General features: G+C 68.7%; 19 protein-coding genes. 6 read left to right on the forward strand and 13 right to left on the reverse strand.

The window, feature by feature from the left end; genetic code table 11:
- Nucleotides 1-95: 95 nt before the first annotated feature.
- From J2W23_RS02855 to J2W23_RS02875, 5 genes are all read left to right on the forward strand, one after another.
- Complete coding sequence (locus J2W23_RS02855) at nucleotides 96-995, forward strand: LysR family transcriptional regulator (RefSeq protein ID WP_307647611.1); 900 nt, start codon at nucleotides 96-98, stop codon at nucleotides 993-995.
- 139 nt (nucleotides 996-1,134) lie between these two features.
- A complete protein-coding gene (locus J2W23_RS02860; RefSeq protein ID WP_307647612.1) occupies nucleotides 1,135-2,037 on the forward strand; it encodes a LysR family transcriptional regulator in 903 nt (300 codons plus the stop codon).
- Nucleotides 2,034-2,369: a hypothetical protein gene (locus J2W23_RS02865; RefSeq protein WP_307647613.1), complete on the forward strand. Its 336-nt coding sequence runs from the start codon at nucleotides 2,034-2,036 to the stop codon at nucleotides 2,367-2,369. The genes J2W23_RS02860 and J2W23_RS02865 overlap by 4 nt, the downstream gene beginning before the upstream one ends.
- Nucleotides 2,366-3,211 carry a ChbG/HpnK family deacetylase gene (locus J2W23_RS02870; RefSeq protein WP_307647614.1) on the forward strand — a complete coding sequence of 282 codons (846 nt, stop codon included), beginning with the start codon at nucleotides 2,366-2,368 and terminating at the stop codon, nucleotides 3,209-3,211. Before J2W23_RS02865 ends, J2W23_RS02870 begins: the two co-directional genes overlap by 4 nt.
- A gap of 304 nt (nucleotides 3,212-3,515) precedes the next feature.
- A complete protein-coding gene (locus J2W23_RS02875; protein ID WP_307647615.1) occupies nucleotides 3,516-4,358 on the forward strand; it encodes a response regulator transcription factor in 843 nt (280 codons plus the stop codon).
- Nucleotides 4,359-4,504: 146 nt separating this feature from the next.
- Here the strand turns inward: J2W23_RS02875 and J2W23_RS02880 are convergent, their stop codons facing one another.
- From J2W23_RS02880 to J2W23_RS02935, 12 genes are all read right to left on the reverse strand, one after another.
- The gene (locus J2W23_RS02880) at nucleotides 4,505-5,716 is read right to left on the reverse strand and encodes a DUF1501 domain-containing protein (RefSeq protein ID WP_307647616.1); all 1,212 of its coding nucleotides are present in this window, start codon (nucleotides 5,714-5,716) and stop codon (nucleotides 4,505-4,507) included.
- Between the two features lie 28 nt (nucleotides 5,717-5,744).
- Nucleotides 5,745-7,295, reverse strand: a complete 1,551-nt coding sequence (locus tag J2W23_RS02885) for a DUF1800 domain-containing protein (RefSeq protein WP_307648055.1) — start codon at nucleotides 7,293-7,295, stop codon at nucleotides 5,745-5,747.
- Between the two features lie 44 nt (nucleotides 7,296-7,339).
- Nucleotides 7,340-7,810: a hypothetical protein gene (locus tag J2W23_RS02890; RefSeq protein ID WP_176658276.1), complete on the reverse strand. Its 471-nt coding sequence runs from the start codon at nucleotides 7,808-7,810 to the stop codon at nucleotides 7,340-7,342.
- A 115-nt stretch (nucleotides 7,811-7,925) separates the two neighbouring features.
- Nucleotides 7,926-8,609, reverse strand: a complete 684-nt coding sequence (locus tag J2W23_RS02895; protein WP_307647617.1) for a DsbA family oxidoreductase — start codon at nucleotides 8,607-8,609, stop codon at nucleotides 7,926-7,928.
- Between the two features lie 47 nt (nucleotides 8,610-8,656).
- Nucleotides 8,657-10,072 (reverse strand): MFS transporter, encoded by a 1,416-nt coding sequence (locus J2W23_RS02900; protein WP_176658278.1) that lies wholly within the window; start codon nucleotides 10,070-10,072, stop codon nucleotides 8,657-8,659.
- Between the two features lie 53 nt (nucleotides 10,073-10,125).
- Complete coding sequence (locus J2W23_RS02905; RefSeq protein ID WP_307647618.1) at nucleotides 10,126-12,006, reverse strand: bifunctional sugar phosphate isomerase/epimerase/4-hydroxyphenylpyruvate dioxygenase family protein; 1,881 nt, start codon at nucleotides 12,004-12,006, stop codon at nucleotides 10,126-10,128.
- A 134-nt stretch (nucleotides 12,007-12,140) separates the two neighbouring features.
- Entirely contained in the window at nucleotides 12,141-12,908 is a 768-nt protein-coding gene (locus J2W23_RS02910; RefSeq protein WP_176658280.1) for an alpha/beta fold hydrolase, read from the reverse strand.
- A gap of 15 nt (nucleotides 12,909-12,923) precedes the next feature.
- Nucleotides 12,924-14,081 (reverse strand): MFS transporter, encoded by a 1,158-nt coding sequence (locus J2W23_RS02915; RefSeq protein ID WP_307648056.1) that lies wholly within the window; start codon nucleotides 14,079-14,081, stop codon nucleotides 12,924-12,926.
- Nucleotides 14,082-14,128: 47 nt separating this feature from the next.
- On the reverse strand, nucleotides 14,129-14,575 hold the full coding sequence (locus J2W23_RS02920; RefSeq protein ID WP_307647619.1) for a carboxymuconolactone decarboxylase family protein: 447 nt from the start codon (nucleotides 14,573-14,575) through the stop codon (nucleotides 14,129-14,131).
- Nucleotides 14,572-15,783 (reverse strand): 3-carboxy-cis,cis-muconate cycloisomerase, encoded by a 1,212-nt coding sequence (pcaB, locus tag J2W23_RS02925; RefSeq protein ID WP_176658282.1) that lies wholly within the window; start codon nucleotides 15,781-15,783, stop codon nucleotides 14,572-14,574. The genes J2W23_RS02920 and pcaB overlap by 4 nt, the downstream gene beginning before the upstream one ends.
- Before the next feature lie 22 nt (nucleotides 15,784-15,805).
- On the reverse strand, nucleotides 15,806-16,639 hold the full coding sequence (locus tag J2W23_RS02930; RefSeq protein WP_307647621.1) for a shikimate dehydrogenase family protein: 834 nt from the start codon (nucleotides 16,637-16,639) through the stop codon (nucleotides 15,806-15,808).
- Nucleotides 16,640-16,673: 34 nt separating this feature from the next.
- Nucleotides 16,674-17,597, reverse strand: a complete 924-nt coding sequence (locus J2W23_RS02935) for a shikimate dehydrogenase family protein (protein WP_176658284.1) — start codon at nucleotides 17,595-17,597, stop codon at nucleotides 16,674-16,676.
- A gap of 200 nt (nucleotides 17,598-17,797) precedes the next feature.
- On the opposite strand from J2W23_RS02935, the gene J2W23_RS02940 reads away from it, so the two are divergent.
- Nucleotides 17,798-18,601, forward strand: coding sequence for an IclR family transcriptional regulator domain-containing protein (locus J2W23_RS02940; protein ID WP_176658285.1), 804 nt, complete (start codon nucleotides 17,798-17,800; stop codon nucleotides 18,599-18,601).
- Between the two features lie 71 nt (nucleotides 18,602-18,672).
- Here J2W23_RS02940 and J2W23_RS02945 read toward each other — a convergent pair whose 3' ends face one another.
- Entirely contained in the window at nucleotides 18,673-25,947 is a 7,275-nt protein-coding gene (locus J2W23_RS02945; protein WP_307647622.1) for an autotransporter outer membrane beta-barrel domain-containing protein, read from the reverse strand.
- Nucleotides 25,948-26,111: the final 164 nt, after the last annotated feature.

Genomic DNA, 26,111 nt, shown 5'->3' on the forward strand with positions numbered 1-26,111 from the left:
GGAGCGACATTTGGCGCAGGGAGAAACGCCTGCCAGGTCGCCGGGAGAATGCCTGGCTTTACGCCGCGCGGGCATTTTCTTCTGATGGGTTCTGCATGTTCCTTTCCGTTCGTGATCTCGAGTACTTCCTGGCCGTTGTCGAACATGGGCAGCTGGGAAAGGTGGCGAGCAACTTCGATCTCACACCCGCGGCCCTGTCCAAGTCGATACGCCGCCTGGAGTCGGACCTGCATCTTCGTCTTTTCGACCGCTCGGGCCAGGGCATGCAACTAACCTCGGTGGGCCGCTCGATCGTCGAGCGGGTACGCAACATCTGCACGCAGCATGACGATGCGCTGCGCTATGCCGGTGATGTCCGGACGGGGCGCTCGGGGCTGTTCCGCATCGGCGTCACGATCGGTGCCATCGACGACATTGTCTCGCCGGCCCTGGCAGCACTGCAGCCCAAGCGGCCCGCCATGCGCGTGCAGATTTCCTTCGGGTCGCCCGACATGCTGATGGACAAGCTGCTTCAGGGTCATGTCGATGTCGTCGTGGTTGGCAGCTACGAGATGGACGTGGAGGGGCTCGAGCGCGTGATCATCGGACGGCATTCCTACTCGCCCATCGTGCGCCTCGGGCATCCCCTGCTGTCGCGGCAGAATCTGGGGCTGGGCGATCTGCACGACTGCCTGTGGATCGGCCCTCCCCAGGGCTTCGGCATCCGGCTCAGGTTCCAGCAGATGCTGAAGGAGGCGGGGATCGAGCTCCCGACCGCCGCCATCGAGGCCGAGGTCGGCATGGGCTGGGCGTTGCCGATCATTCGCAAGACCGACCTGATCTCCTACGTGCCGACCTCGATGGTTCCCACGCTCTCGGAATATCAGGTGTGCGTTCTTCCGATCCGCGAGCTGGTGCTGCAGAGCGTGGCCTCGTGCTACCTGCGCGAAGGCGCCTATCGCTCTCCCCTGCTGACCGAATTCGTCGAGCACCTCAGCGTCGACGGCATCGCTTGATTTGAAAAGTTAACGCAACAGGGTTGCTCATTCAACCTCGGGCTGCACGCGACAAATTACATTGAAGTGCTTCCGCCCGCCGCACTCCCAAGCGGCCGGGCGCTCTTCATGCGTGGTCTGTCTGCGCTGTGCCCCGACCATGCCCCTTTCCATTCGCGATCTCGTCCTTTTCCTTGCTGTCGCCCGATCCGGCCAGATTGCCGAGGCCGCAGGCGACGTGGGATTGACCTCTTCTGCACTGTCCAACTCCATCCGGCGGCTGGAGGCCGAACTGGGGTCGCGCCTGTTCGAGCGGGCCGCGCAGGGCATGCGGCTGACCACGTTCGGCGCGGCCTTCGCCGAGCGGGCCCGCCGGCTGCGCGCGGACCACGACGACCTCCTGCGCCATGCGCACGACGTGCGTGCCGGGTCCGCGGGCGTGCTGCGCATCGGTGCGTCGATGGATACGCTGGATGCGCTGGTCGCGCCGGTCCTGGCGCGGTTGCTGCCGCTGCATCCCACGATGCAGGCGCGGATCGTTCAGGCGCCTGCGGATGCCCTGGTCGAGCGCCTCGGCGAAGGGCAGATCGACGTTGCCCTGGTCTCGGACCATGCCGGTGCGCCGACGGGGCTGATGCAGAAGACCGTGGGGCGGGATTTCTTCGTCCCCGTGGTCCGCGACCGGCACCCGCTGGCGCAATGCTCCCCGATGCAGATGGCAGACCTTGCCGGATACGCCTGGATTCTTCCGGCGGACCGGGCGACGGTGGTGGATCCGCTTCGCTCGGTGTTTGCCGAGGCGGGCCAGGCTTTTCCGCGCGTGGCCGTCGAAGTGGACGGAGACACCGGCGCGGCGCTGCCGATCGTCTTGCACACCGACCTGATCGCCTACGTGCCCCGCGGGATCATCAAGCCGCCCTTCAGAGAATGCGTCAGGGTCCTGCCGCTGGAGCAACTGCACACGGTGCATCCCTTGTCGGCCCTGCTGCGCGACGGTGCCTGCAACCCGCCCCTGCTCGACGAATTCCTGGGCATCCTCGCGGACATGAGGGTGGAGCCATGAGGTCGGGACATTCGGGTGGGGCGCGCAGCTCCTGCGTGGTGCCTTGTTTCAACGAGGCCTCGAGGCTGTGGCAGCTGTTGCCCCAGTTGGGGGAGATCCTCGAAGGCACGCAGCTGCGCTGGAAGGTCGGTTCGTACGTGGTGATCGACCGCATGCTGCTGGGAAATGCGGTGTCCGGTGGTGCCGCCATCGTCGCGAGCCTGATGTTCCTCGTGGGCGTGCAGATGATCTCCTTCGGCATCGTCGTCGCGCGCATCCATGAAGACCTCAGGGGTTGCCTCGTCCATGGGGGCCGGGCGCGGCGCACCGGCCTCGGGACAGACGAGGCATGACGCGGGGCACGGAAAAAACGCAACAGCTGTGCATCTGCGCCGACGACTTCGGAATGAGCCGCGGCATCAATGCGGCGGTGCTCGATCTGCTCGAACGCGGAAACCTCGGTGCCGTGAGTTGTCTCGTTCACCGGGCTGCGTGGAAACCGGGTCTGCTGTCGCTGCGTTGCATCGGGCGCGAACGCGCGGATGTGGGCCTGCACCTCGACCTGACCCCACCGTTGGCCACGGGCGACGAAGAGCCCGGACTCGGCCCCCTGCTGTGGCGCACCTTCACGCGCACTGCATCCAGGCGCCGCCTGCAGCGTGCCATTGCCGGCCAGCTTTCGCGCTTCGAGGACGACATGGGCCGGGCGCCTGCCTTCGTCGACGGCCATCGGCATGTGCATCAGCTGCCCGTGGTGCGGCAACTGCTCATGGAAGAACTGGCCAGACGCTACGCCGCGTCGCCGCCCTGGCTGCGCAACACCAGGCCGCGCACGGCGCCGGGCGCCGGCATGGCCAGGGCGCATCTGATCCATGCGCTGGGTGGAAGGGGGCTGACGCGCGAGGCAGCTGGAGGCGCGGTCCCGATCAGCGCAGCGCTCCTGGGGGTCTATGACTTCACGGGTGGTTATGTCGGCTATCGCCGGCGCCTGCTGGCATGGCTGGCCGCGGCGCGCACGGGCGATGTGCTGATGTGCCATCCCTCCATCGCCGGTGCGCCCGCCACGCCGCATGAGGCCGCGCGCGTCGCCGAATACGCGGTGCTCGCCGCCATGGCATTCCCGTGGGTCTCTCCTGAAGGTGGCGCGGTCGCGATGATGCCGCTGTCCCGGCTTTCGCAACGCGGTGGCATTTGAGGATTTGCTGTCAAGCGGCTGTCAATGTCAACAATGGTTAATACGATCACCGCGTTCGGGAAACCCGTTGCGCTCGAATGCCTTCTAAAGTCCACGCCAGTGATCTGAATTCACTTCTGCAGATGACCCACTCCTGGCTCGCAGCCGTTCTCCGGGCCTTTGCCATCCAAGTGGGTCAGTGTTGCCGTCGCCTGACAACAGGCGGCATTCCCTCAGCCCCTGTTTGAAGAGATGTACGAGCATGGCCTATGCCTTTCCTCCAGCCGACACTTTGACCGTGTCCGAACCGTCAGTTGAATCGCGCGTGAGCACGCCCATGGAGGCGAGCCTCATGCTGAAGCCCGTGGTGGCCTTGCTGAGCGACGATGAAGCAATGCGTTCGACGCTGCGCCAAGGCCTCGATCTGCTCGGCTATGCATCGGTCGCCTTCTCCAGCGGCGCGGCGCTGCTGGAGGCGATCAACCAGGGCCTGCACCTGAACCTGGTCCTGCTGGCCTCGAAGAGCGCGGAGGGGGCGGATCGCCAGCTGGTGCAGCTACGCGCGGTGTCGGGCATTCCGGTCGTGATGGTCATTCCAGGTGTAGGAGCGCATGACGCCGGCCGGCATGTGAGGCGCTGGATGCAGGAGGGCGGCGAGATCGACTTCATCGTCGGCGAAGCGAGCCACTGGGAGCTCGAATGCCGCGTGCAGGCGTTGCTGGGCGATTCGAACTCCGACATCTCGGTGCCGTCGCTGTTTGCCGCGCACGATCGTCTCTCGCCGGGTGGTGAAGGAGGTGTCGACCGCTATGTCTTTCTCGAGGGGCAACCGATCGTGCTGCTCGACGAGCGCGAGATCGTGCTCAAGCAGCGCGAGTTCGACCTGGCCCACGTGCTGTTCCGGAGCATCGGCAAGGTGCTGTCCAGGGAGTGGCTCTGGCGCACCGTCTGGGGCATGAAGTCCACGCCACCGCGCTCGCGCGCCATCGACGTCTGCGTGGCCAATGTCAGGCGCAAGCTCGAGCTGCGGCCTTGTCACGGGGTCGTGCTGACGGCGATCTACGGCCGGGGCTATCGGCTGTCGCGTGTGTCGCAGGCCGATGCGCGCGAGGCGGGCGAAGCCTCTTCGCGTTTCGGGGGCATGCAGGCCGTGGCCGAAGAGCAATGAAGTAACGCGGCGCCGGATAGCGCGATGAGCTGATCGCGATGCCGTCGCGGCTCTCACAGTGTTGCCGGTGATCTTGACGTTGCCGTCGCCCCACCCTCGTGGTGGTGCCGTTGCCCGTTCGTGGCAGCGGCACATCGATTCCCCCGCTAGACCAGCCGCAGCTCCCGCGGCGCCACGCCCTCGAACACCCGCCCGAGCTGCGCAGGCGACAGCCCATACATCCGCTTGAACAACCCACCGAACACCGCCCGGTATTCATTGAGCACCGGGTAGTCACGGTTCTGGAACAGCGTGGCCTGCGTCAGCGCCTGCTGCTCGCCGACGATGCGCCCGCCCGCCTCGGCCGAGAGCCCACCGCCGAGCACCCAGTACACGGTTCCATGCCCGTGGTCCGTCCCGCGGTTGCCGTTCTCGCGAAAGGTGCGGCCGAACTCGCTGATGACGACCACCACGGTCTGGCGCCAGGCGTCGTCGCCCATCTCCTCCGCGAAGCCGGCAACGCCCCGGCCCAGTTCTTCAAAGCGGTTGGCGAGGTAGCCGGTGCCCGCGCCCTGCCCCACGTGCGTGTCCCAGCCGCCCACGTCGACAAAGCCGAGGTCGAAGCGGTCGCGCATCAGCACCGCCATACGACGCGCGACAAGCTCGAAGCCCTTGGCGCTCATCGCATTGCGGCTGGCTGCGTCCATCTCGGCCTGCACCGCGCGCATGACTTCGTCGCGCACCTGGAAGCCTTCGGTCACCCGCTGCGCGAGCGGCGTGTTGCGATACATCGACGCGATGATCTGGCTCTGCCGCGCGTCGATGCCCGAACGCGCATTGCCCGCGAGCTCCATGTTCGCGGCCTTGGCATCGCCGCGCAGCGCAATGGGCAACTGGTCGGTGAAGGCGATGGGCGATACGTCGGTCACCGGGCCGCCGCCGAGCACGCCCGCGAGCCGGTTGAGAAAGCCCGAGCGATAGTCGCGGCGCTTGTCGAGCGCCTGGCCGAGCTCGATGGAGTCCTGCGTTTCGAAATGGCTGCGCGTGAGGTCGTCGGTGCCCGCGAAGGCGATGAACGACGCCTGCTTCTGCTTGAAGAGCGGCATCACGCTTTGCGCGAGCGCGGGGTGCAGGCCCCAGTTCCCATCGAGCGGCAGCGCACCGCCCGGCTGCCCCGGTCGCGCGATGGCGATGTTGGGACGCGAGGCGTAATAAAAATCGCTGGCTGTCGGCACCAGCAGGCTGGTGCAGTCGTAGGCGCCGCGCAGGAACACGACGAGCAGCCTGGCGCCCTCGGCGGCGGGTGCTGCGATCAACCGGCCTGCGGCGCCCGCGAGCGGTGCGGCGGCGATCAGCTTCAGGAGTTCTCTGCGTTGCATGGTGTTGTCCTTCCTTCTGCCCATCTGCTCATCGGCGCATCAGCTCGGGCGATGCGAGCAGGAAGGTGTTCCATTCCTGCGGGTTCTTCGCCTGCGCGAGCGCCTCGCGGGTGTCTTCGCTCAAGCTGCCCTGCTTCGCGCGCACCACGTTCGATTCGGCCAGTTGCGGATATGCGGGCTTCTCCGGCGGCGCCCTGTCGTCGGGCGCCCGGAACAGCACGGCCCCGTTCGCACCGATGGCCCGCGCGATCTCGAAGCGCGTGTTCATCTGCCCTGCACTTGCCCACGCCGCCTCGTTGAGCGGATAGCCGTCCGGCGTCTCATGCCCATACAGCGGCTCGCCCATGCGGTTGATCCAGTTGAGCATCGGGTTCACGTTGAGCACCACGCGGTCGTCGTACGCCAGCCGCACGCCGGCCATCACGTAGTGCACCGGGTCGCGGAATTTGCGGCCGAGCGAGGCGGCAAATTCGGGCGATTCGAACATGGCCTTCAGCGTGACGGCGATATCGCCATCGCTGCGCGTGAAGGCGGCAGCCATGCGATCGACCAACGCAGGCGGCGGCTCGTCGGCGACGAAGTACACCGCAAGCTTGCGCGAGATGAAGCGCGCGGTGGCAGGTGCGCGTGCCAATCGGTCCAGTGCCTCGTCGGCTTCGGCGAGACCGCGTGCCTGTATCGGCTGGCCCAGCAGCGTCTTGGCACCGTAGTCGTGCCGGTTCGGGTTGAACTCGAAGAGCCCCTTGCGCACATAGTCCGCGCGCACCGCGGGCCGCACATTCGGTACCGCATCCAGAGGCTGCACGCTCACGCCCACGCCGGTGAGCACGCGCGCCAACTCCTGCACATCGGCCTGCGAGTAACCGCCGCCCACGCCCAGCGTGTGCAGCTCCATCAATTCGCGCGCGTAGTTCTCGTTGATGCGGTTGGCGGCGTTCTGCGCGTTGTCCAGGTAGCGCAGCATCGCGGGGTGGTGCAGCGTGGCGCCGAGCAGGTCGCGGAACTTGCCGAGGGCGTGCGGACGGATGGCGTTCTCTTCGTAGTCGCCGACGAGCGCGCGGATGTTGTCCTTGCGCAGGTTCACGTTGAAGTGGTTCATCCAGAACCAGGTCATCTGCTCCTGCAACTGGTTGGGCGAATACAGCGCGCGCAGCACGAAGCGTTGCTGCGCCTCGCGAGCCAGGCGCGTCAGCTCCTGCTGGTAGGCCTGGCGCGCGGCCTTCTTCTGCTCTTCGTCGGACAAGGCATCGGCGGCCTTGCGCTGGGCGTCGAGGCCAATGACGAGTTGGTCGAGCGGCGTGCGCGAGATCGTCATCGCGTCGATCTGCGCCTGTGCGGCGGGCGGCAGCGGTGCAGGACGCGGGTTCAGCTGATCGCGCATCCACAGTGCAAGGCCGCGTTGGGCCAACTGCGCATCGCTGCTGGCGTTGGCGCCCCAGCTCACCCGGTCCAGCCAGCGCAGGCGCGTGGCTTCGTTGACCGGTGCGGACGGCAGCGAGACCGAGACGAGCGCTCGCTCGCTGCCCGGTGAGGTTGCGCAGGCCGCCAGCAGCGCCAGGGCGCAGGCGCCGAGCGCCATCGACGCCCGGCGGAACGACCACAAGTCGGCGAAGGCCACCGGCCTCACTCCCGGCGCATGTCGTGGCGGCGAACGTCGCCAACGGCGTGCTGCGCGGCATCGAGCGCCACGTCGACGTGCGCCAGGCCGCGCTGCTGGAACGGCCGCGAGCGCGGATCGTCTTCTTCGCGCGCCACGTCCGACCGCACCTTGCGCAGCAGGTCGATGGCCGCATGCAGCCGGCCTTCGCGCGGCAGCCAGACGTCGGTCGGCTCGCGCCACTCGATGGGCTTGCCGTCGAGCCACGCGGCACGTTGCAGGTCGCCGATGGCCGCGCGGATTTCGTCGTGCACCACCAGCTCGTCCTGCGAGACCTGTCCGTCTTCAGGACGGCGGTGGTCCACCTGCCAGGCGGCCGTGCGCAGGTCGGACAGTGCGTGCAGGTAGAACGGGTGCTTGCCGTATTCGTCGGCCAGGGCCGGCAGGGACACCGCGGCCATCAGCGCGAGCGCGGCGAACAGGTTTTTCTTCTTCATGGGGACTCCTTGGGGCAGTGACGAGGATGCTCCTCTCAACCACTGCACCCCGTCCCGAGTTGACGCTCTTTACTTTCGTAACGCCGCGCAAAGAAGGCGCCCGTGCGCCCCGGAGTCAGGCTACGGACAGGGTCGGTGGCGCAGCGCCCGCGATCTGGCGCAGCGCACGCTCGAACACCTCGACCGGCTGGCCGCCGGAGATCAGGTGCTGCTCGTTGATGATGATCGCGGGCACCGAATGGATGCCGGCATCGGTGTACATGCGCTCGCGCTCGCGGGTCTCGGCGGCGTATTCGTCGCTCGCCAGAATCTCGCGGGCCCGTGCCGCATCGAGCCCCGCTTCGGTCGCCGCGCGCACCAGCACCTCGGGGTCCGAGGGGTTCTGGCTGTCGGTGAAGTAGGCCTTGAGCAGCAGCTTCTTGAGCGCCGCCTGCCTGGCCGGGCTCTCGAGTTCGGCCCAGTGCAGGAGCCGGTGCGCATTGAAGGTGTTGTAGACCCGGGGCCGGCCCTCGGCGCTGAACTCGAAGCCCACGGCCGCGCCGCGCTGGCGGATCATTTCGCGGGCCTCTGCCTGCTGCTCGCGCGAGGAACCGTACTTCTGGTTCAGGTGCTCGAAGGTGTCCTGCCCTTCGGGCGGCATCTGCGGATTCAGCTCGAAGGGCTGGAAGTGCAGTTCCGCGGTGACCTCCGGTGCCACCCGCTTGAGCGCCGCCTCGAGCGAACTCAGGCCAACGGCGCACCAGGGGCAAGACACATCGGAGACGAAATCGATCTTGAGGTGGGATGTAGGGGTGGTCATGGGCGCCATTCTTCATGGCGCCACAACCCTTGGTGCGGGAAAGGTCTTCAGGCCGACGCGACCTTGGCCAGGCGCGCGTCCGACAGCGTCTGCTCGCGCAGGCGCTCGTATTCGGCCTTGTCCACCGGCACGGCGTTGGGGTCGCCCAGGTCGCGCATGTGGATGCGGTAGGTCTCCCGCGCGCTCATGGCCGCGAGCGCCGCGAGGATGGTCACCGAGAAGGTGATCGCGCCCACGGTGAGCCACACATTGGTCGAGCCCGGAGGCGCCACGGCGGCGAACAGTGCGGGCAGGAGCGCGGTGAAAGTGGTGCCGATGTTCTGCGAGATGGCCATGGCCGACACGCGGTTGCGGGTGCGGAAGAGCTCAGGATAGAAGCTCGGAAAGGTCGCGTTGTAGCCCTGGTACACGATGCCCCACATCAAGAGCGACATGCAGATCGCGAGCGGCACGTTCTTGATGCTGATGGCATACAGGTACACGAACGACAGCAGCCCCGAGGCCAGCGCGCCGATGATGATCGGGGGCTTGCGGCCGATGCGGTCCGACAGGTTGCCCACGAACGGAATCACCAGCACCGCGAGGATGTTGCCCAGCACCGGAATCCACAGGTACACGTCTTTCTGGAAGCCGATGCCGTAGGCCGCCTGCACCGCGTACGCCGCGCCGAACACAGTCGCCACCACCGGAATCACGTTCATCAGCGCCATGCACACCACGCGCAGCATGTCGGCCCAGCTGTCGGTAAAGGCCTGCACGATGGGCGACTTGGCCACTTCGCCCCTCTTGTCGACTTCGGCAAAGGCGGGCGTCTCGTCGACCTCGCGGCGGATGATGTAGCCGGCCACGATCACGAGGAAGCTCAGCAGGAACGGAATGCGCCAGCCCCACGAGTTGAACGCTTCTTCAGGCATGTAGTGCGCGAGCGGCAGGAACACCGCGGCCGCCAGGATCTGGCCGGCCTGCACGCCCTGCAGCGTGAAGCTCGCGAAGAAGCCGCGGCGCCCGAAGGGTGCGTGCTCCAGGATCATCGAGCTCGCGCCCGAAATCTCGCCCGCCACCGCGAAGCCCTGCACCAGGCGCAGGATCACGAGCAGCACCGGTGCCAGCAGGCCGACCTGGTCATAGGTCGGCAACAGGCCCACGGCGACGGTCGAGAAGCCCATGAGGAACATGCACAGCACCAGCACCTGCTTGCGCCCATGCGTGTCGCCCCAGTGGCCGAGTACGAAGGCGCCGATGGGACGCGCGACATAGCCCACGCCGTAGGTCGCGAGCGACGCGACGATCGCGATCGTCGGGTCGCCCTTCGGAAAGAAGATCTGCGGAAAGATCAGCGCCGCCGCGGTGGCGTAGATGAAGAAGTCGTAGTACTCCAGCGCCGAGCCGATCCAGCCGCTGGCGGCGGCCTTCTTCGACTGGTGCCTGCCTTGCGGCTCTTTGGCTGATGGGTTGTTGGCCATGGGTTTGTCTCCAGTGGTGATGCCGTGTGATGCGGGGATGCGTGAGAAAAAAATCAGTCCTGCGCTTGCGAAGCCATGCGCGCAGGGGCGTTGAGGGCGCCGTAGGCGTCGTAGCTGCCCACGCGCTGCGCGACCTCGAAGAAGAGCCCGCCCTCGAAGCTCTCGGTGTAGATGTGCAGGTAGTCGCCGGCCGGCGAGCGATCGAACAGCACGCCCGCGGCGCGCATGCGTTCAAGCAGCTCGGGCGCCAGGTCGATGCGTGTGGCGAGGTCGTCGTAGTAGTTGTTCGAGATCGGCACGAAGCGCGTGCCGTTGGCGCGCAGCTTTGCGGCCGTCTCGAAGATGTCGTCGCAGCGCAGCGCGATGTGGTGCACCGCTCCGCCGCCGGTCACGCTGAGCGTGCGCGCGGTGCGGGTGCGCTGGCTCAGCGACACGTTCAGCACGAGGCGCACGCTGCGCTCGGCATTGGCGACGCCGCGGCTGCGGATCAGGCCGAAGGGGTCGGCCAGTTCCAGGCTCTCGCCCGGTTCCAGGCCGAGCACGGCGCGCGTGAAGAGCACCCAGGTGTCGAGCTGGTCGAGCGCGAGGCCGAGGGCGACGTGGTCGATCTGCTGCAGGCCCGCATCGTTGTCGGCGGTGAGCACGCCGTCTTCGAGGACGAAGTCCGCTTCGTACAGGCCGTTCGCGCCCAGCGACTCCGCCACGAAATGAATGAGGTTGCCGCCCGGCGCAACGACCGCCGGCACGCGCAGCTCGTTCGGGCCGACCGGGCTGTCGTGGCGCTTGGAACGCATCGCGGTCGCGCGCTCCACCGCCGCGAGCGGATCGGCGCAGCGCACGCCGAGCGCACACACCGAGGTGCCGTGCGCCTCGAAGCGGCCGCGCGCAAAGGAGTCGGGCTGCGCATTCACGATGAAATTGATCTCGCCCTGCCGGTACAGCGTCACCGCCTTGGAGCGGTGCTTGCCGATGCGGCGAAAGCCCAGTTGCCGAACCAGCGTGTCGAGCGTGATCGCCGAGGCATCGTCCGCCGCGAACTCGATGAAAGACAGGCCCGAGAGTGCAGCCACGGGCGGCGGATTGAACAGCTCCACGCGCTGCTGCGGCTGCACCGCGGCCAGCCGCTGGCGCGCTTCGCTCTCCAGGTACAGCAGCGAACGCATCGCATCGACCGCGGTACGGCGGTTCGGCGTCTCGCGAAAGATGTCGTTGAAGATCTCCAGCGACAGCGGCCCGGTGTAGCCCGCGCGCAGCACCTGCGTGAAGAAGCCGACGACGTCGAAATCGCCCTGCCCCGGAAACGAGCGGTGGTGCCGCGCCCACTGCAGCACATCCATCGCGAGCAGCGGCGCATCGGCCATCTGCAGGAAGAAGATCCTCTCGCCGGGAATGTCGGCGATGCCCGCCGGGTCGTCCTTCAGCGACAGCGTGTGGAAGCTGTCCAGGATCAGCCCGAGGTGCGCGTGGTCCGCCTGCTTCACGATGTTCCAGGCCTGCCCGTAGAGCGAGGTGTGCCGGCCCCAGGCCAGCGCCTCGAAACCCACGCGCAGGTTGCGGCGCGCGGCGCGCTCGGCCAGTTCGTGCAGTTGCGCAGCGGCGAGCGCCGGATCGTCAACGCACAGCGGCGAGGTGTTCGAGCAGCACAGCACCATCGGCGCGCCCATCGCTTCCATCAGGTCGAACTTGCGCTCGGCGCGCTCCAGGCTGCGCCGGAACTGCGCCTCGGGCATGCCTTCGAAGTCGCGGAACGGCTGGTAGAGGTCGATCGACAGGCCCAGGTCGGCCACGATGCCGCGCAGCTCTTTGGCCGTGCCCTTGAAGTTGATGAAGTCGGCCTCGAACAACTCGATGCCGTCGAACCCGGCGGCCGCGACGGCTTCGAGCTTCTGGCGAAGGGTGCCGCTGAGCGAGACCGTGGCGATGGAGCGATGCATGGGGGTGGACTTTAGGAACCCGGGCCCCGCGCCACAATCAATTCGAACCTTCGTTGAGCGATTAACGAACGCACACGTTCATTAATCGCACGAAATACGGGATATACCTAGGTCCGGAGCGCCCTGGCGAGCGCTCAGAGGCTGCGCCAAAATTCGATCAGCAGCTGCGTGAATTCCGTAGGCCGCTCCACGGCGCTCAGGTGGGCGGCGTCGATGGTCGCCAATCGCGCGCCCGGAATCGCAGCCGCCATCGCCTCGGACATCGCCATCGGAGTGGCCTCGTCCTGCAGCCCGCCGATCACCAGCGTGGGCACGGCGATGCGGCGGTTGCTGTCGCGGAAATCGATGGCGGCGACCGCGTTGCAGCTCTCGATGTAGCCCTGCGCGTCGGTGGCGACCAGCACGTCATGCAGCGCCTTCGCAGCGGCCGCGCCCTCGGGCGTCGCCACGTAGGCCGGCGTGAGCCAGCGTGCGACGGCACCCGGTGCGATGGCGCCGACACCCTTGGCAGCGACCGTCTCGGCCCGTGCGCGCCACGGCGCCTGGTCGGGGTAGTGGGCGGACGAATTGGCGATCACCACTGTCTTCAGCAGCTCGGGGTGGCGTACTGCGAGCGCCTGCGCGGTCATGCCGCCCATCGAGAGTCCGACGAAGTGCACGGGCTCGCCCTCCGTCTCGCGCTGGATGAGCTCGGCCACGTCCTGCGCCAGCGTCTCGACGCGCAATGCGCCCGGCACCACCTCGGAGCCGCCATGGTTGCGATGGTCGTAGCGGATCACCGTGTGGGCGCGCGCGAGCTGCGCGGCCACGCCGTCCCACATGCGCAGGCTGCAGCCCAGCGCATGGCTGAGCACGACGAAGGGGCCTTCGCCTTCGCGAACGACATTCAGGCGGGGGGTCATGGTGTGGTTTCCTTTTTACGGATGCTTGGGAGGTTGAAGACGCGGGAGCCAGAGGAACGCAATGGCCAGCAGCACGGCACCGGCCACCAGCATCGGCACGACCATGGGCCATGCGCCATGGGAGTAATCGCTATCGACAAACAGCGCGGCGACCTGCCCCACGCAGAACGCGACCATCATCATGCCGAAACCCGACCACGACACGGCCCGCCCCGCGAGGTGCGGCAGGTCGCCCACCGCACCCGCTTGTCCGCAAGGCTGGTGGATGCCGTGGCCGAGGCAGTACACCGCATGGCCCACGAGCAGCGGCACGGCACTGAACGGCATGAGCCAGCAGCCCAGCGCCTGGATGACCGCGCCCGTCATGCTGAGCGACGCGCCCAGCCGCACGGTACGCATCGGCCCGTAGCGCCGCAGCAGGCTGCGGCACATGGTGGTGCTGAAGATGTAGACCAGCGAGCCGCCGGCCGGGATCCACCCGTACCACGCGGGCGACCAGCCGAGGTAGCCGATGTAGACCATCGGCGACAGCAGCAGGAAGCAGAAGAGCCCGCCGTAGGTGGTGGCTGCCACCGAGGCCCAGGCGCGGAACGAGCGGCTTGCGAACACCGCGCGCGTGCTGCCGCGCGGTGCGGAGGATTCGCCGGTGAGCGGCTTGCGCGTTTCGCCGAAAGAGCGCCAGCACATCGCAAACAGCAGCGAGGCATACACCGCCATCGCCACCATCACCCAGCGCCAGCCCGCGCCCTGCACGAGCCAGGCGCCGAGCAGCGGCGCGATCAGCCCCACCACGCCCAGCCCCGTGAGGCCGCGCGCCATCACATGCGGGCCTTCGTGCGCGGGATAGAGATCGCGCACCGCCGCGCGCGCGCACACGAGGATCGCGGCCATCGAAAAGCCCTGCAGCGTGCGCCAGCCCGCGAGCAGCGCCACGCTGCCTGCGAACGCACCGCCGAACGCGGCGATGGCGTAGCACGCGAGCCCCGCGAGCAGCACCGGCCGGCGGCCGAAACGGTCGGCGAGCGGGCCGCACAAGAGCTGCGCAAAGCCGAAGGCCAGCACGAACAGCGTGAGGCTGGTGCTGGCCGATCCGAGCTCCCTGGCGATGGCCGGGAGCGCCGGCAGGTAGCTGTCGGTGGCGACGGGCTGCGCTGCCAGAAGCAGCGGCAGCATCAAGGTGAAGCTGACGTCGAGGCGGCCCTTCCGGGCGACCGGCGCGCTCACTGCGCGGGCGACGGCGTGGCCGCAGGCAGCAAGCCCTTCTCGCGCAGGATGTTCGTGGCGATGCCGAACGCATGGTTGGCCACCGGTACGCCGCAGTAAATGGCGGCCATCATGATCACTTCCTTGATGTCGTCGGGCGTGAGGCGCGACTCGGGCGGCCCGTCGAGCGCGGCGCGCACATGCATCGCGAACTCCTCGTAGGCATGGATGCCCAGCATCATCGACAGCACCATGTAGCGGCGGGTCTTGTCGCCCAGCGCGGGGCGGCCCCAGATGTCGTTCCACGCATGGCGCGTGATGAGTTCCTGGAACTCGGCGTTGAAGCCGTTGCGATTGGCCAGCGACTTGTCGACCCAGGCATCGCCGAGGACGCGGCGGCGATTCAGGAGGCCGTCTTCGTACGGATTGCTCGGGACTTCGGAGGCGGACGTGGGGGCGGTCATGGCGAGAGTTCCTTGTCTTTGAGTTGGGCTTGCAGCGCTTTCACTTCCGCCAGCGCGGTCTGGCCCGCGCCGATGGCGAGCGCAGGGTCGAACCATTCGTCGGCCGCATCGCGCGGCAGCTCGGCGCGCAGCCGGTCGATGTTGGCGCGCATGCGCGCGGCATCCACCTGCAGGCCGGGCAGCGCGCCGGCCATCGCGCGCACGCTGCCGTGCGCCGACATCAGGAGCTGCGGCCATTCGGCCAGCTCGGCCTGCCATGCGCCCAGGGCGCGTTCGTGCTGCTGCGGCATCGCGCCGAGCAAGGCGGCCACGCGCTGCGGCGCACGGTGCGCGGCGGCGATGGCGACCATCGAGGCCACCGGGTTGCGCTTGTGCGGCATCGCCGACGAGCCGCCGCGGCCGGGCTCGCTGGGTTCGGCGACTTCGGCGACTTCGTACTGGCCGAGCAGCGCGATGTCGACGGCGATCTTGCCGAGGCTGCCCGCGATCAGACCGAGCTCGCAGCCGAGCGCCACCCATTCGTCGCGCTGCGTGTGCCAGGTCGCGCCGGGGTCGCCCAGGCCCAGCTCCTTGGCCATGCGCTTGCGCACCGCGGCGCCCTGCCCCTTCATCTGCGCGAGCGTGCCGACGGCCCCGCCCAGTTGCAGTTGCAGCGCGTGCTTCGCCGCATCGCGCAGGCGCATGCGGCTGCGCACCAGCGGCGCGGCCCAGCCCGCGCACTTGAAGCCGAAGCTGGTGACCGAGGCCGGCTGCATCAGCGTGCGCGCGAGCATCGGCGTTTCGGCGTGCTGCGTGGCAAGGCGCAGCAACGCATCGGCGGCCTTGGCAAGGTCGGTCTCGATGAGCGCCACCGCCTCGCGCGTGACCAGCGCCATCGCGCTGTCGATCACGTCCTGGCTGGTGCTGCCGAAGTGCACGAACGGCGCGGCCTCGGCATTGAACAGGCCCACGGCTTCGCGCAGCGCCTTGACCAGCGGAATCGCCACGCTGCCCGCGCGGCCGCTCTCGCGCACGATCTTGGCCACGTCGAACAGCTCGACCTTGCAGCTGCCGACGATGGAGTGCGCGGCGCTCTCGGGAATCAGCCCTTCGGCCGCCTGCGCGCGTGCGAGCGCGGCCTCGAAGCGCAGCATGGCGTCGACGAAGGCGCGGTCGCTGAAGGCGCCCAGCGTTTCGGATGTGGAAAGAAAGCCTTCGAAAATGCTCATGCGGGGACCTGGGTGTTCATCGTCAATATTTCAGTTGGGCCACGGCGCGCAGTTCCTCGGGAGACGCGGTGCCGAAGCCGAAGAATTCGAGGTACGCCGGGATCATCTCGAACAGCATGTCGGTGCCGACCTGCACCGCGCAGCCCTTGGCCCTGGCGGCCTGCAACAGCGGCGTGTACTCGGTCTTCATGACGACCTCGCCGACGAAGGTGGTCGGGTCGATGCGGTCCACGTCGAAGGGCAACGGGTCGCCGTCCTTCATGCCGAGCGGCGTGGCGTTGACGACCACGTCGTAGCCGGCCGGATCTTTCGAGCCCGTCGCGACCTTCATCTGCGGGTAGTGCTCGCGCAGCCGCGCTGCCAGCGCCTCTGCGGAGGCATCGCTCATGTCGAACAGCATCAGCTCCGCGGCGCCCGCGGCGGCGATCGACGCCGCAATGGCCGAACCCACGCCACCCGTGCCCGACACCAGCACCCGCGTGCCCTTGAAGAGCCTGCCCTTGCGCTCCACGCCGCGCACGAAGCCCGCGCCGTCGAACTGGTCGCCCAGCAGCGTGCCGTCGGCGCGCTTGAGGATCGCGTTGCACGCGCCCGCAACGCGCGCCGTCGGCGTCACCTCATCGACCAGCCCCATCGTCGTGACCTTGTGCGGCATCGTGACCAGCGCACCGCGGATGTTCGAGAACCTGAACACCTGGGGCAACGTGGCCGCGTAGTCCTCGGGCTTCACGCCCATCGGCACCACCACCGCATCGATGCCCTGCTTGTCGAACCAGGGGTTGTAGATCATCGGCGCCTTGAAGGCCTCGGTCGGATAGCCGAGATGGGCGATGAGCGTTGTCTTGCCGGAAATCATGAAAGCCGTTTCGTCGAGAAAAAGAGTGAAGGGGTCAGGCGACGCTGGGCGAGTGGTAGCGCAAGGGACTCGCGATCTCGGCCTGCATCGCCGGCGGATAGATGATTTCGCGCAGGAAGTTCGCATCGGCCTGCAGCGCATCGGCCGCGTCCAGGTGGCCGAAGTAGCGCAGGTAATGCGGCATCTGCTGGATCAGCATCTCGAAGCCGGCCTGCGCATTGAGCCCGCGCGCACGCGCCGCGCGCACCAGCGGCGTGGGCTGGTTGCGCAGCAGGATGTCGAACAGCGCCGCGTGGCTTTCCATGCGCGACACATCGAGCGGCAGCGCATCGCCTTCGACCAGGCCGAGCGGCGTCGCGTTGATCACGAGGTCGTAGCCCTCCGGCGCGTTGCTCTCGACCGCGACCACGGTCGCATCGAAGAAGGCGTCGAGCTTGGCGGCCACGCCCGCCGCCTTGCCGGCCGCCGTGTCGAAGAAGGCGATGTGCTCGGCGCCGTTCACCGTGCCGCCCTCGGCCAGCGCCACGCCGATGGCCGCGGCGCTCACGCCCGCGCCGAGGATCAGCACGCGCTTGCCGCGAAAGGGAATGTTGCAGTGGTCGAGCGCGCCGATGAGGCCTTCGCCGTCGAACAGATCGCCCTCGAGCTGGTCGCCTTCGGTACGGCGCACCACGTTGACCGAACCCGCCACGCGGCCGAAGAGCCCGCAGCCGTCGAGCAGATCGACCACCAGCGGCTTGTGCGGCGGCGCGATCACCATGCCGCGCAGGTTGCGCGCGAGAAAGGCCGACTTGAAGAACACCGCAAAGTCGCGCACCGGCACCTGCATCGGCAGCAGCACCGCGTCGATGCCGAAGCGCTCGAAGGCGGCGTTGAACATGCGCGGCAGCCGCACATTGCGCACCGGATCGCCCGGGATCAGGTAAGCCTGGGTGCTGCCGCTGATGGAATGGCTCATGTGCATGCTTTCCGTTCGTCAATCGCTCTTTGGGAGGCCGGATGCCGAGCTTTATAGTCCCTTCAGCCCTTTTCCACAGCGCCAGGAAGGCCAAAACGTTCGATCATCGATCTTTGAAATTCGATAATCGTTCGAACCAAGGGTTTTCACCGCACACGAATGCAACTTGCCGGCGACCGACCGGCGGCACACTCCCGACCATGCGCAAGGACAACAACGACAGCAAGGACGACTCGCCCGCACCCGCGGGCCTGGACAAGCGCGACTGGATCGCCGGCCTGGAGCGCGGCGTGAGCATCATCGAGGCCTTCGACGATGCCAACCCCCGCCTCACCGCCAGCCAGGCCGGCCAGCGCACGAACATGACGCGTACCGCCGCGCGCCGCTACCTGCTCACGCTGCAGCACATGGGCTACGTGGCGAGCGACGGCAAGCTGTTCTGGCTCACGCCGCGCGTGCTGCGCCTGGGCCGCTCGTACCTCGAGTCGGCGCGCCTGCCGCGCGTGGTGCAGCCCTTCTTGCAGCGGGTGGCGGCCGGCACCAACGAGATCGCCTACCTCAGCGTGATGGACGGCGACGAGGTCGTCTACATCGCCCGCAACGGCCCCAACCGCAGCATGAGCACCGGCTACGTGCTGGGCGCGCGCGTGCCGGCGCAGGTCACGGCCTCGGGCATGCTGATGCTGGCGCTGCGCAGCGATGCCGAGCTGAACGAGTGGCTGGCGACGCGGCAGCTCACCGTGTTCACCTCGCACACCATCGCTAGCATGGAGCGCATGAAGCTCGAGCTGGCGCGCATCCGTGCGCAGGGCTGGGCACTGTCGGAGCAGCAGCTCGACCTCAATTCGCGCGGCATCGCGGTGCCGCTGCGCGACCGGCACGGCACGCTGGTGGGCGCACTGAACATCACGATGCCGATGGGCCACGAAAGCTCCGAGGACGCGGTGGCGCGCGTGCTGCCGGTGCTGCGCGAGACGGCACAGGCGATGCGCAATCTGATCTGAGCGGAACCGGGCTCGGCACGCCGGCCCCGTCGATGCTGCCGCGGCCGGTGGTGCCGCGGCCTTGCTTCACATCACCACTTCACCCGCACACCCGCCGCCGCATTGATGGAGCTGCCTACCCGTGCATCGCCACCCGAGGCCCACTGCTTGCCGAGTTCGCCGTAGATGCTCGTGCGCTGGCTCACCGCCAGCGTGAAGCCCGCAGCCAGCTCGGTGCTGGTGCCGCCGATCGGTGCTCCCACCGGCGTGATCGCCGCCGGGTTCACGAAGCGCGCGACGTCGTTCCCCTTGGCGCTGCGGTAGACGTTCAGGCGCGCATAGGGCTGCAGCGTGCCGGCGCCGGTCGCAAAGCTGCCCTTGATGCGCACGCCCGCACGGCCGATCCAGCCGCTGTCCGCGTCCTGTTGCACGAGCGCGCCCGGAATGGACACGTCGTCCAGCCGCAACCGCTGATGAATCAACTGCAATTGCGGCTCCACCGACCAGCCGCCCGCGCCGATCGCGAAGGCCTTGCCCACTTCGATCGAGGCCAGGAAGCTGTTGCCCTTGCCCTCGACGCCGCCGCCCAGCAGCGGCTGCACCGTGTAGCGATGGCGGCCGGCCTGCAGCACCGCATCGGCATAGAAGCCATCCTCGGTGGTGAAGGTGCCGTACAGGCCCAGGTACTGGCTGCGCAGATCGTTGCGGCCCGTGGCGGTGTTCGGAAGGCCGCTGCCGAAGCCGCTCACCCGGGTGTCGCCATCGAGCTGGCCCACGTAGATGCCGGCGCGCCAGTCCGGGTTGGCCCACAGGTCGGTGCCGGCCTGCAGCCCGGTCACGCGGCCCTCGCTGTGCGGCGAGACGGTGCCACCCTGGCGGATGTCCATGTCGGTGGAAATCAGCCGGCCCCAGGCGCGGCGGTAGCTGCCGTCGGTGCCCGAGGTGCTGCCCGCGCCGCCGCGCACGTCGTCGTCGCCGATGCGCTGGCTGCGGCTCGCGAGCATGCCCAGGTTGCTCTGGCGCAGCTGGTTGGGCAGCGCCGCGAACAGAGAGGCCTCGGCGCGGTAGGCCGGAAGGCCCGGCCCTCCGCCCGGTGTACCCGGCGTGCCCGGGTCGGCCTCGGTGCGCAAATACCAGTTCTCGCCGCCGCCGCTGGCGTCGCCCGCATGCAGCCGGTACTCGAAGGCGCCGGCATCGACATGACCGCCCGCGAGCACGAAGGCGTCCTTGGTGGTCTGCGCGGTGGTGGTCGCGCCGTTGCGCGCGCTCACCACCTCGATGCCCGCGCCGCTGGTGCGCGCGCCCAGGCCGCCGAGGTTGGCGATCTGCACGCGGGTCTTGCCGCTGGCCGTGCCGCCGTCGATCACCAGCCGGTCCGATGGCCCCGCGCCGCCGTTGAGCACGGTGCCCAGCTTCAGCACACCGTTGTTGCCGACGTAGTTGCCGTGGACGGTCAGCGTGGTGCCGGGCACGGCGCCTGCCAACGCCACGGTGCCGCTGTTGCTCAGGCCCGCCACGGTCTGGCTGAAGCCCGCGAGGTCGAGCGTGGCGCCGCTGGCCACCACGGCGCTGGAGGCGGCGCTGAAGGCATTGGCCGCGCCGGCCTTGAGCGTGCCCGCGGCCACGCGCGTCTCGCCGCTGTAGCTGGCCGTGCCCGAGAGCGTGAGCGTGCCCGCGCCCACCTTGACCAGCGAGCCGCCGGCGCCGGTGATGGCGCCCGAGAGGGTGCTGTCGCTGCCGATGGCGCCGGTGGTGAGCGCCTTCGCACCGAGCACCACGTCGCCCGCGCCGCCGAGCGCGCCGATGCTGGCACCGGTGGTGGCCAGGTCGATGCGAACCTGCGCGCCGGCCGCGTTGGTCACCGTGGCGCTGGCGGCATTCGCGCCGTCCTGCAGCCGCAGCGTGCCCTGGTTGGCGATGGCGAGCTTGCCCGCATCGGCCTTGCCGCCGAACTGCAGCGCCGCGCCAGACGCGATGCTCACCGCGCCGCTGCCGAGCGCACCGCTCGTGTCGGTGGCGAGCGTGCCCGCATCGACCAGCGTGCCGCCGCTGTAGCTGTTGGCGCTGGCCAGCGTCAGCGTGCCGGCGCCGATCTTGCGCAGCTTGCCGGTGCCGCTCATCGCGCCCGCATAGGTTCCAGCGGTCTTGTCCTGATCGAACGCGACCTCGGCGTTGTTGACGATGTTGCCCTGCAGGCTGGTGGCACTGCCCTGCAGCACGCCGCCCTTGACGGTGGTGCCGCCGGTGTAGGTGTTGGCACCGCCGAGGATCAACCGGCCCGCGTCTTCCTTCGAAATGCCGCCCGCGCCCGAGAGCGCGACGTTCATCGTCGCGGTCATGTTCGCGCCCGCGGCCGTGCCGTCGCCCACGCGCACCACCGAGTTGGCGTTGTCCAGCGTGATGCCGTCGCCCTGCACCGTGTAGCCGTCGACCGCGAACTGCGCGCCGGCGATGCGCACCGCACCGCCGCCGCCATCGACCGTGACGGTGCCGCCCTTGCCGCTGAAAACGGCGAACTGGCTCTGCGCCCAGTTGGCGTTGAGCTTGCCGTCCATGTCGGTCCAGCCATCGCCCGGACTGCCCACGCGCCACGTGCCGCTGCCGCCGGCCACCTGGCCGTCGTTGTATTTCGTGCTGTCGCCGCCGTCCCAGAAGTTCAGCGCGAGGCCCGCGCGGTTGACCAGGTTGACTTGCTGGGCCACCGAGGTCTGCACCTGCAGGTCGGCCAGCTTGGTGCCTACAGGGGCGGTGCCGATGTCCAGGCCGAAGTCGGTCAGCGTGCCGCCATAGCTCATGAGGCGGTACAGCCCCGGCCCGAAGGTGCCGCCCGCCGATTGCGCGATGTTCAGCGTGCCGTCGAGCTGCAGGTCGCCCGTGACGTTGATCAGGTCGTTGAGCGCGCCGCCGGGCACGCCGGCCTGGCCGAGTTCGTAGTTCAGCGTGGAGCCGCCGGCCAGCGCGAGCGCGCCGAGCGTCAGCGTGCCGGGGCTGTTGCCCGCGGCGAGGATGCCGCCCTTGGCGATGGTGACCGCGCCCGCGATGCTGCCGCTGCCCGCGAGCGTGGCGCCCGACTGCACCTGCACGGCGCCGGTGCCCGTGGCGCTGCCGCTCTTGTTGTTCACGCTCAGCGTGCCGGCCGCCACCGTGGTGCCGCCGGTGTAGGTGCTGGCGCCCGACAGCGTGAGCGTGCCGCCGCCCACCTTGACGACCGAGCCGCCAGCGCCGCCGATGGCGCCCGACAAGGTGTTGTCGCCGCCGCTGCCGCCGAGCGTGAGTGCCTTGGCACCGAGCACCACCTCGCCCGCACCGTTGAGCGAGCCGAAGCTCGCGCCGGTGACCGTCTGGTCGATGCGCACCTGCGCGCCGGCCTGGTTGATCACCGTGGCCTTGTCGGCCGAGGCGTTGTCGGAGAAGGCCAGCACGCCGCCCGCGGCGTTGGTGATGGTCGCGGTGCCGGCGCTTGCCTTTTCCTGGAAAGTCACGCTGCCCCGGTTGTCGATGGCCGCGCTGCCCGCATCGGCGGTGACGCCGAACAGCAGCCTGCCGGGGGCCGCCACGCTCACCGGGCCGCTGCCCAGGGCTCCCGTGAAATTGGTGGCGAGCAGGCCGGCATCGACGAAGGTGCCGCCCGTGTAGCTGTTCGGGCCGCCCATCAACAGAATGCCGCCGCCGGTCTTGCGCAACCGGCCGGTGCCGCTCATCGCACCGGCATAGGTGCCGACGATGGGTGGCCCCTGGTCGAAGACGACCTCGGCGTTGTTGACGATATTGCCTTGCAGGCTCGCCGTGCTCCCCTGCAGCACGCCGGCCTTCACGGTGGTGCCGCCGGTGTAGGTGTTGGTGCCGCCCAGCACCAGCGTGCCCACGTCGTCCTTCACGAGGCCGCCCGTGCCGATGAGCGCGACATTCAGGGTCGCACTGCGCGTGGTGTCGGTGCCCGAGCCATCGCCCACGCGCACCACCGTGCCCGAGGCGCCGAGTTCGATCGCATCGCCCTGCACCACGTAGCCATCGGCCGCGAACTGCGCGCCGGTGATACGCACCGTGCCGCCCGCATTGCTGACCTTGACGGTGCCGCCCGTGCCGCCGAACACCGCGAACTGGTCCTGCGCCCAGGCCGCGTTGACCTTGCCGTCGGCGCCGGTCCAGCCGTCGCCGGGCACGCCCACGCGCCAGGTGCCCGAGCCGCCGGCGATCTTGCCGTCGTTGTAGTTGCCGGCGTCGCCGCCGTCCCAGAAGTTCAGCGCGAGGCCCGCGCGATTGACCAGGTTGACCTGCTGGGCCACCGAGGTCTGGACCTGAAGGTCCTTGGACGCGACCGGCGCGCTGCCGATGTCCAGGCCGTTGTCGGTGAGCGTGCCGGTGTAGTCGATCAGGCGGTAGACGCCCGCGCCGAACACCCCGCCCTTGGACTGCGCCACGTTGAGCGTGCCATCGAGCTGCAGGTTGCCGTTGACCCTGACCAGGTCGTTGAGCAAGCCGCCGGCGGTGCCGGCCTGGCCGAGGTCGTAGTCGAGCACGGAGCCGGCAGTGAGGTTCAGGCCGCCGACGGTCAGCGTGCCCGCGCCGCCGAGGCCCGGCTCCAGCAGGCCCGAGCCCACGCTCACCGTGCCCGCGATGCTGCCGTTGCCGACGAGCGCGCCGCCCGCCTGCACCTGCACGGCACCACTGCCGGTAGCGCTGCCGGTCGGATTGACGACCCCGAGCGTGGTGCCCGAGACGGTCGTGCCGCCGCTGTAGGTGTTGGCGCCGGCCAGCACCACTGCACCCGGGCCGCTGAGCGCGAGCGCGCCGCCGCCGTCGATCGTGCCGATCAGCGCCAGCGGATTCGAGCCGTCCACGTTGAGCGTCGTGCCAGCCCCCAATGTCAGGGCGTTGCCCAGCACGGTACCCGGCACGTTGGCGCGCAGGTTCGCGTTGCCGGTCACTGCGAGTGCGCCTTGGCCCAGCGCGAAGTTGTCGCCGACGTTCAGCGTGCCGCTCTTGAGCGTGGTTCCACCGGTCCAGAAGTTGGCGTTGGCCAGCGTCAGCGTGCCGCTGCCGCTGTACGAGAGGGGGCCGGTGCCCGAGATCGATCCGCCGAGCGCGATGTCGTTCGCGCCGCCGATGTCCAGGCCCGCGTTGAGCACCACCTCGTTGGCAAGGTTCACGTCCGCGCTCGCGTCGAGCGCGGCGTTGCCGTTCACCGTCAACGCGCCCAGGCCCAGCGAGGTGTTGGTTCCCACACGCAGCGCACCGCCCTGCAGGTCCACGCCGCCCGAGAAGGTGCTGGCGCCGCCCAGTGTGAGGCGGCCCGTGCCGGTTTTCCTGAGGAGGCCCAGGCCGGTGAGGCTGCCGTTGAGCGCAAGGTCGTTGCTGCCGCCGGCGGTGAGCCTGGCGTTGAGGCGGAAGTCGTTGGCCAGGCTCACCGACTTGTTCGACTCGATCGAGCTCGGGCCGCTGACCGTGACGCCGGCTTGGCCCATCGCCTTGTCGTTGCCCACGGTAAGCGCGCCGGCGCCGAGGTTGAAGCCACCGGTGAAGGTGCTCGCGCCGTTGAGCGTGAGGCCCGGCGCGCCGGCCAGGCTGATGCCGCCCGTGCCGCTGATCGCGCCGTTGAGCGTGAGCGCGCCGCCGCTGCCGCCCGCGCCGAAGTTCAGCGTGTTGTTGAGCACCACGTTGTTGGCGAGCACCACGCCGGCCGCGCCGGTCAGCACGGAGGCGCCGTTGATGGTGAGGTCGCCGGTACCGAGCGCCGTGTTGCTGCCCACGTCCAGCCTGCCGCCGCCCATCGTCGTGCCGCCGCCGTAGGTGTTGCTGGCGGCCAGTGCAAGGTTGCTGCCGTTCACCGTCAGGCTGCCGCCCCCCGAGATGGGCGCGCCGAAGGTCAGCGTGCCCGTCCCGTCGAGCGTCAGCGCGCCGTTGAGCTGCACCAAGTTGTTGAGCGTGCCGGTGAAGGTGGTGTTGAGATCGACATTGCCGCTGACCAGGAACAGGCCCGAGCCGAGCGCACTCGCGTTGCCCAGCGTCACGCCGCCGTCGTTGAGCGCGAAACCGCCGCTGAAGTTGTTGATGCCGGTCAGCGTGAGCGTGCCGGCGCCGTTCTTGATGAGGCCACCGCCGCCGCTGACGGTGCCGCCCAGCGTGAAGCTGTTGCCACCCTGCACGATCAGGCCACTGGTGAGGTTCACGTTCTGGCCCAGCGTGAGGCCGTTCACCGCAGCCTGCATCGCGCCGCCGCTGCCCGTCAGCGTGCCGGTGCCGAAGGCGCCCGCGTCGTCGAAGATCGCGACGCCGCCGTTGAGCAGGGCACTGCCGCTGACCACCGCGCCGTTCAGGGTCCAGGTGCCGCTGTCGACCTGGAGGTTCTCGAAGTTCAGGTACTGCGCGGCCTTGATCGTGCCCGTGCCGGCATTGCCCGAACCGGGACCGCTGACGATGTTGCGCAGCACCAGCGTGTCGGTGCCGCCCATGCCCGCATCGACCGTTCCGCCGGCCGCGAAGTTCAGGCTGCCGCCCGACGGCAATGCCACCAGGCTGGCCGGTGCCGATCCGCCGGTGATGCTCGAGCCGGTAACCGCAATGAAGGTGTCGCTGCGCTCGCCGCTGCCGAGCGAAACGCTGCCGTTGATCGTGCCCGCATTGGTGAAGGTGTGGCCGCCGCTGGTCGCGCTCTCGAACGCGATGCGGCCGGTGATCGTGCCGGTGGCCGTGTTCACCATGTTGACCTGGGCGCCGCCATAAGCGGCGACCACGGCCGCGTCGGCCGCAGACATGTTCGAGCCGACGACGGGTCCCGTGGTCATCGTTCCCGTGTTCGTGATCGACGTGAGGACGCTGTTCTGCACCGCCAGCGCAAGGCCGGTCAGACCGACGGAGAAGAGCCTGGTCCCGCCGATCATCCCGTTGTTGATGACGGTGGCCGTGCTGGAATTGGCGTTGCCCATCACAACGCCCGAGGACAGGCTCGTGTTGCCGGTGCCGAGCAGTTGCGGATCGATCCGGCCACCGTTCGTGAGCTTGACGTCGGAACCCGTCAGCGTCATTGCATTGCCGCCTACACCCAGCAGCACGCCGACGGTCGCCCCGGGGTTCACTGTCACGTTCAGATTGCTGGCGCCGTTCGCAAAGCTCGGCGCCAGCGGGTTGGCAGCGCCGTTGCAGGTCACGTCGCTGCCCGCAGTCGTGCAGAAGGCCTGCGCCGGCAAGAAGCTGGTCGCGAAAAATGCGGGCACCGCCAGCATGCCGACCTTCGTCAGCCCCACGAGACCTGCCGCGCGGCCCGCGCGCCGGCTGGTGCTGCGCTTGCCGCGCGCGCGCGTCGTTTCCGAGACGGCCACCCATGCGCCGATCGCGGCGTTCCAGACAGTCTTGTAGGCGGTATTCATGGACGGTTCTCCTCCTCCGTAGGCAGCGTGCAAAACGCGCTGCAACAAAAAGCCAATTCAGCCGAAGACCATGGGTCGACGGCTGTCGTACTGCTGTTCATGGGGGTCTCCTCCCGCCATGCAATCGCGCGGCGCGCGGCATGTGCGGCATCACTCTGTTGCCG

The organism is Variovorax boronicumulans (assembly GCF_030812215.1).
Classification (GTDB): Bacteria; Pseudomonadota; Gammaproteobacteria; order Burkholderiales; family Burkholderiaceae_C; genus Variovorax; species Variovorax boronicumulans_C.

Excerpts from the sequence above, each read along its gene's own strand:
- J2W23_RS02855 (WP_307647611.1), top strand. The coding sequence starts at position 96 with ATGTTCCTTTCCGTTCGTGATCTCGAGTACTTCCTGGCCGTTGTCGAA.
- J2W23_RS02860 (WP_307647612.1), top strand. The coding sequence starts at position 1,135 with ATGCCCCTTTCCATTCGCGATCTCGTCCTTTTCCTTGCTGTCGCCCGA.
- J2W23_RS02865 (WP_307647613.1), top strand. The coding sequence starts at position 2,034 with ATGAGGTCGGGACATTCGGGTGGGGCGCGCAGCTCCTGCGTGGTGCCT.
- J2W23_RS02870 (WP_307647614.1), top strand. The coding sequence starts at position 2,366 with ATGACGCGGGGCACGGAAAAAACGCAACAGCTGTGCATCTGCGCCGAC.
- J2W23_RS02880 (WP_307647616.1), bottom strand. The coding sequence starts at position 5,716 with ATGCAACGCAGAGAACTCCTGAAGCTGATCGCCGCCGCACCGCTCGCG.
- J2W23_RS02885 (WP_307648055.1), bottom strand. The coding sequence starts at position 7,295 with ATGGCGCTCGGCGCCTGCGCCCTGGCGCTGCTGGCGGCCTGCGCAACC.
- J2W23_RS02890 (WP_176658276.1), bottom strand. The coding sequence starts at position 7,810 with ATGAAGAAGAAAAACCTGTTCGCCGCGCTCGCGCTGATGGCCGCGGTG.
- J2W23_RS02895 (WP_307647617.1), bottom strand. The coding sequence starts at position 8,609 with ATGACCACCCCTACATCCCACCTCAAGATCGATTTCGTCTCCGATGTG.
- J2W23_RS02900 (WP_176658278.1), bottom strand. The coding sequence starts at position 10,072 with ATGGCCAACAACCCATCAGCCAAAGAGCCGCAAGGCAGGCACCAGTCG.
- J2W23_RS02905 (WP_307647618.1), bottom strand. The coding sequence starts at position 12,006 with ATGCATCGCTCCATCGCCACGGTCTCGCTCAGCGGCACCCTTCGCCAG.
- J2W23_RS02910 (WP_176658280.1), bottom strand. The coding sequence starts at position 12,908 with ATGACCCCCCGCCTGAATGTCGTTCGCGAAGGCGAAGGCCCCTTCGTC.
- J2W23_RS02915 (WP_307648056.1), bottom strand. The coding sequence starts at position 14,081 with ATGCTGCCGCTGCTTCTGGCAGCGCAGCCCGTCGCCACCGACAGCTAC.
- J2W23_RS02920 (WP_307647619.1), bottom strand. The coding sequence starts at position 14,575 with ATGACCGCCCCCACGTCCGCCTCCGAAGTCCCGAGCAATCCGTACGAA.
- pcaB (WP_176658282.1), bottom strand. The coding sequence starts at position 15,783 with ATGAGCATTTTCGAAGGCTTTCTTTCCACATCCGAAACGCTGGGCGCC.
- J2W23_RS02930 (WP_307647621.1), bottom strand. The coding sequence starts at position 16,639 with ATGATTTCCGGCAAGACAACGCTCATCGCCCATCTCGGCTATCCGACC.
- J2W23_RS02935 (WP_176658284.1), bottom strand. The coding sequence starts at position 17,597 with ATGAGCCATTCCATCAGCGGCAGCACCCAGGCTTACCTGATCCCGGGC.
- J2W23_RS02940 (WP_176658285.1), top strand. The coding sequence starts at position 17,798 with ATGCGCAAGGACAACAACGACAGCAAGGACGACTCGCCCGCACCCGCG.
- J2W23_RS02945 (WP_307647622.1), bottom strand. The coding sequence starts at position 25,947 with ATGAATACCGCCTACAAGACTGTCTGGAACGCCGCGATCGGCGCATGG.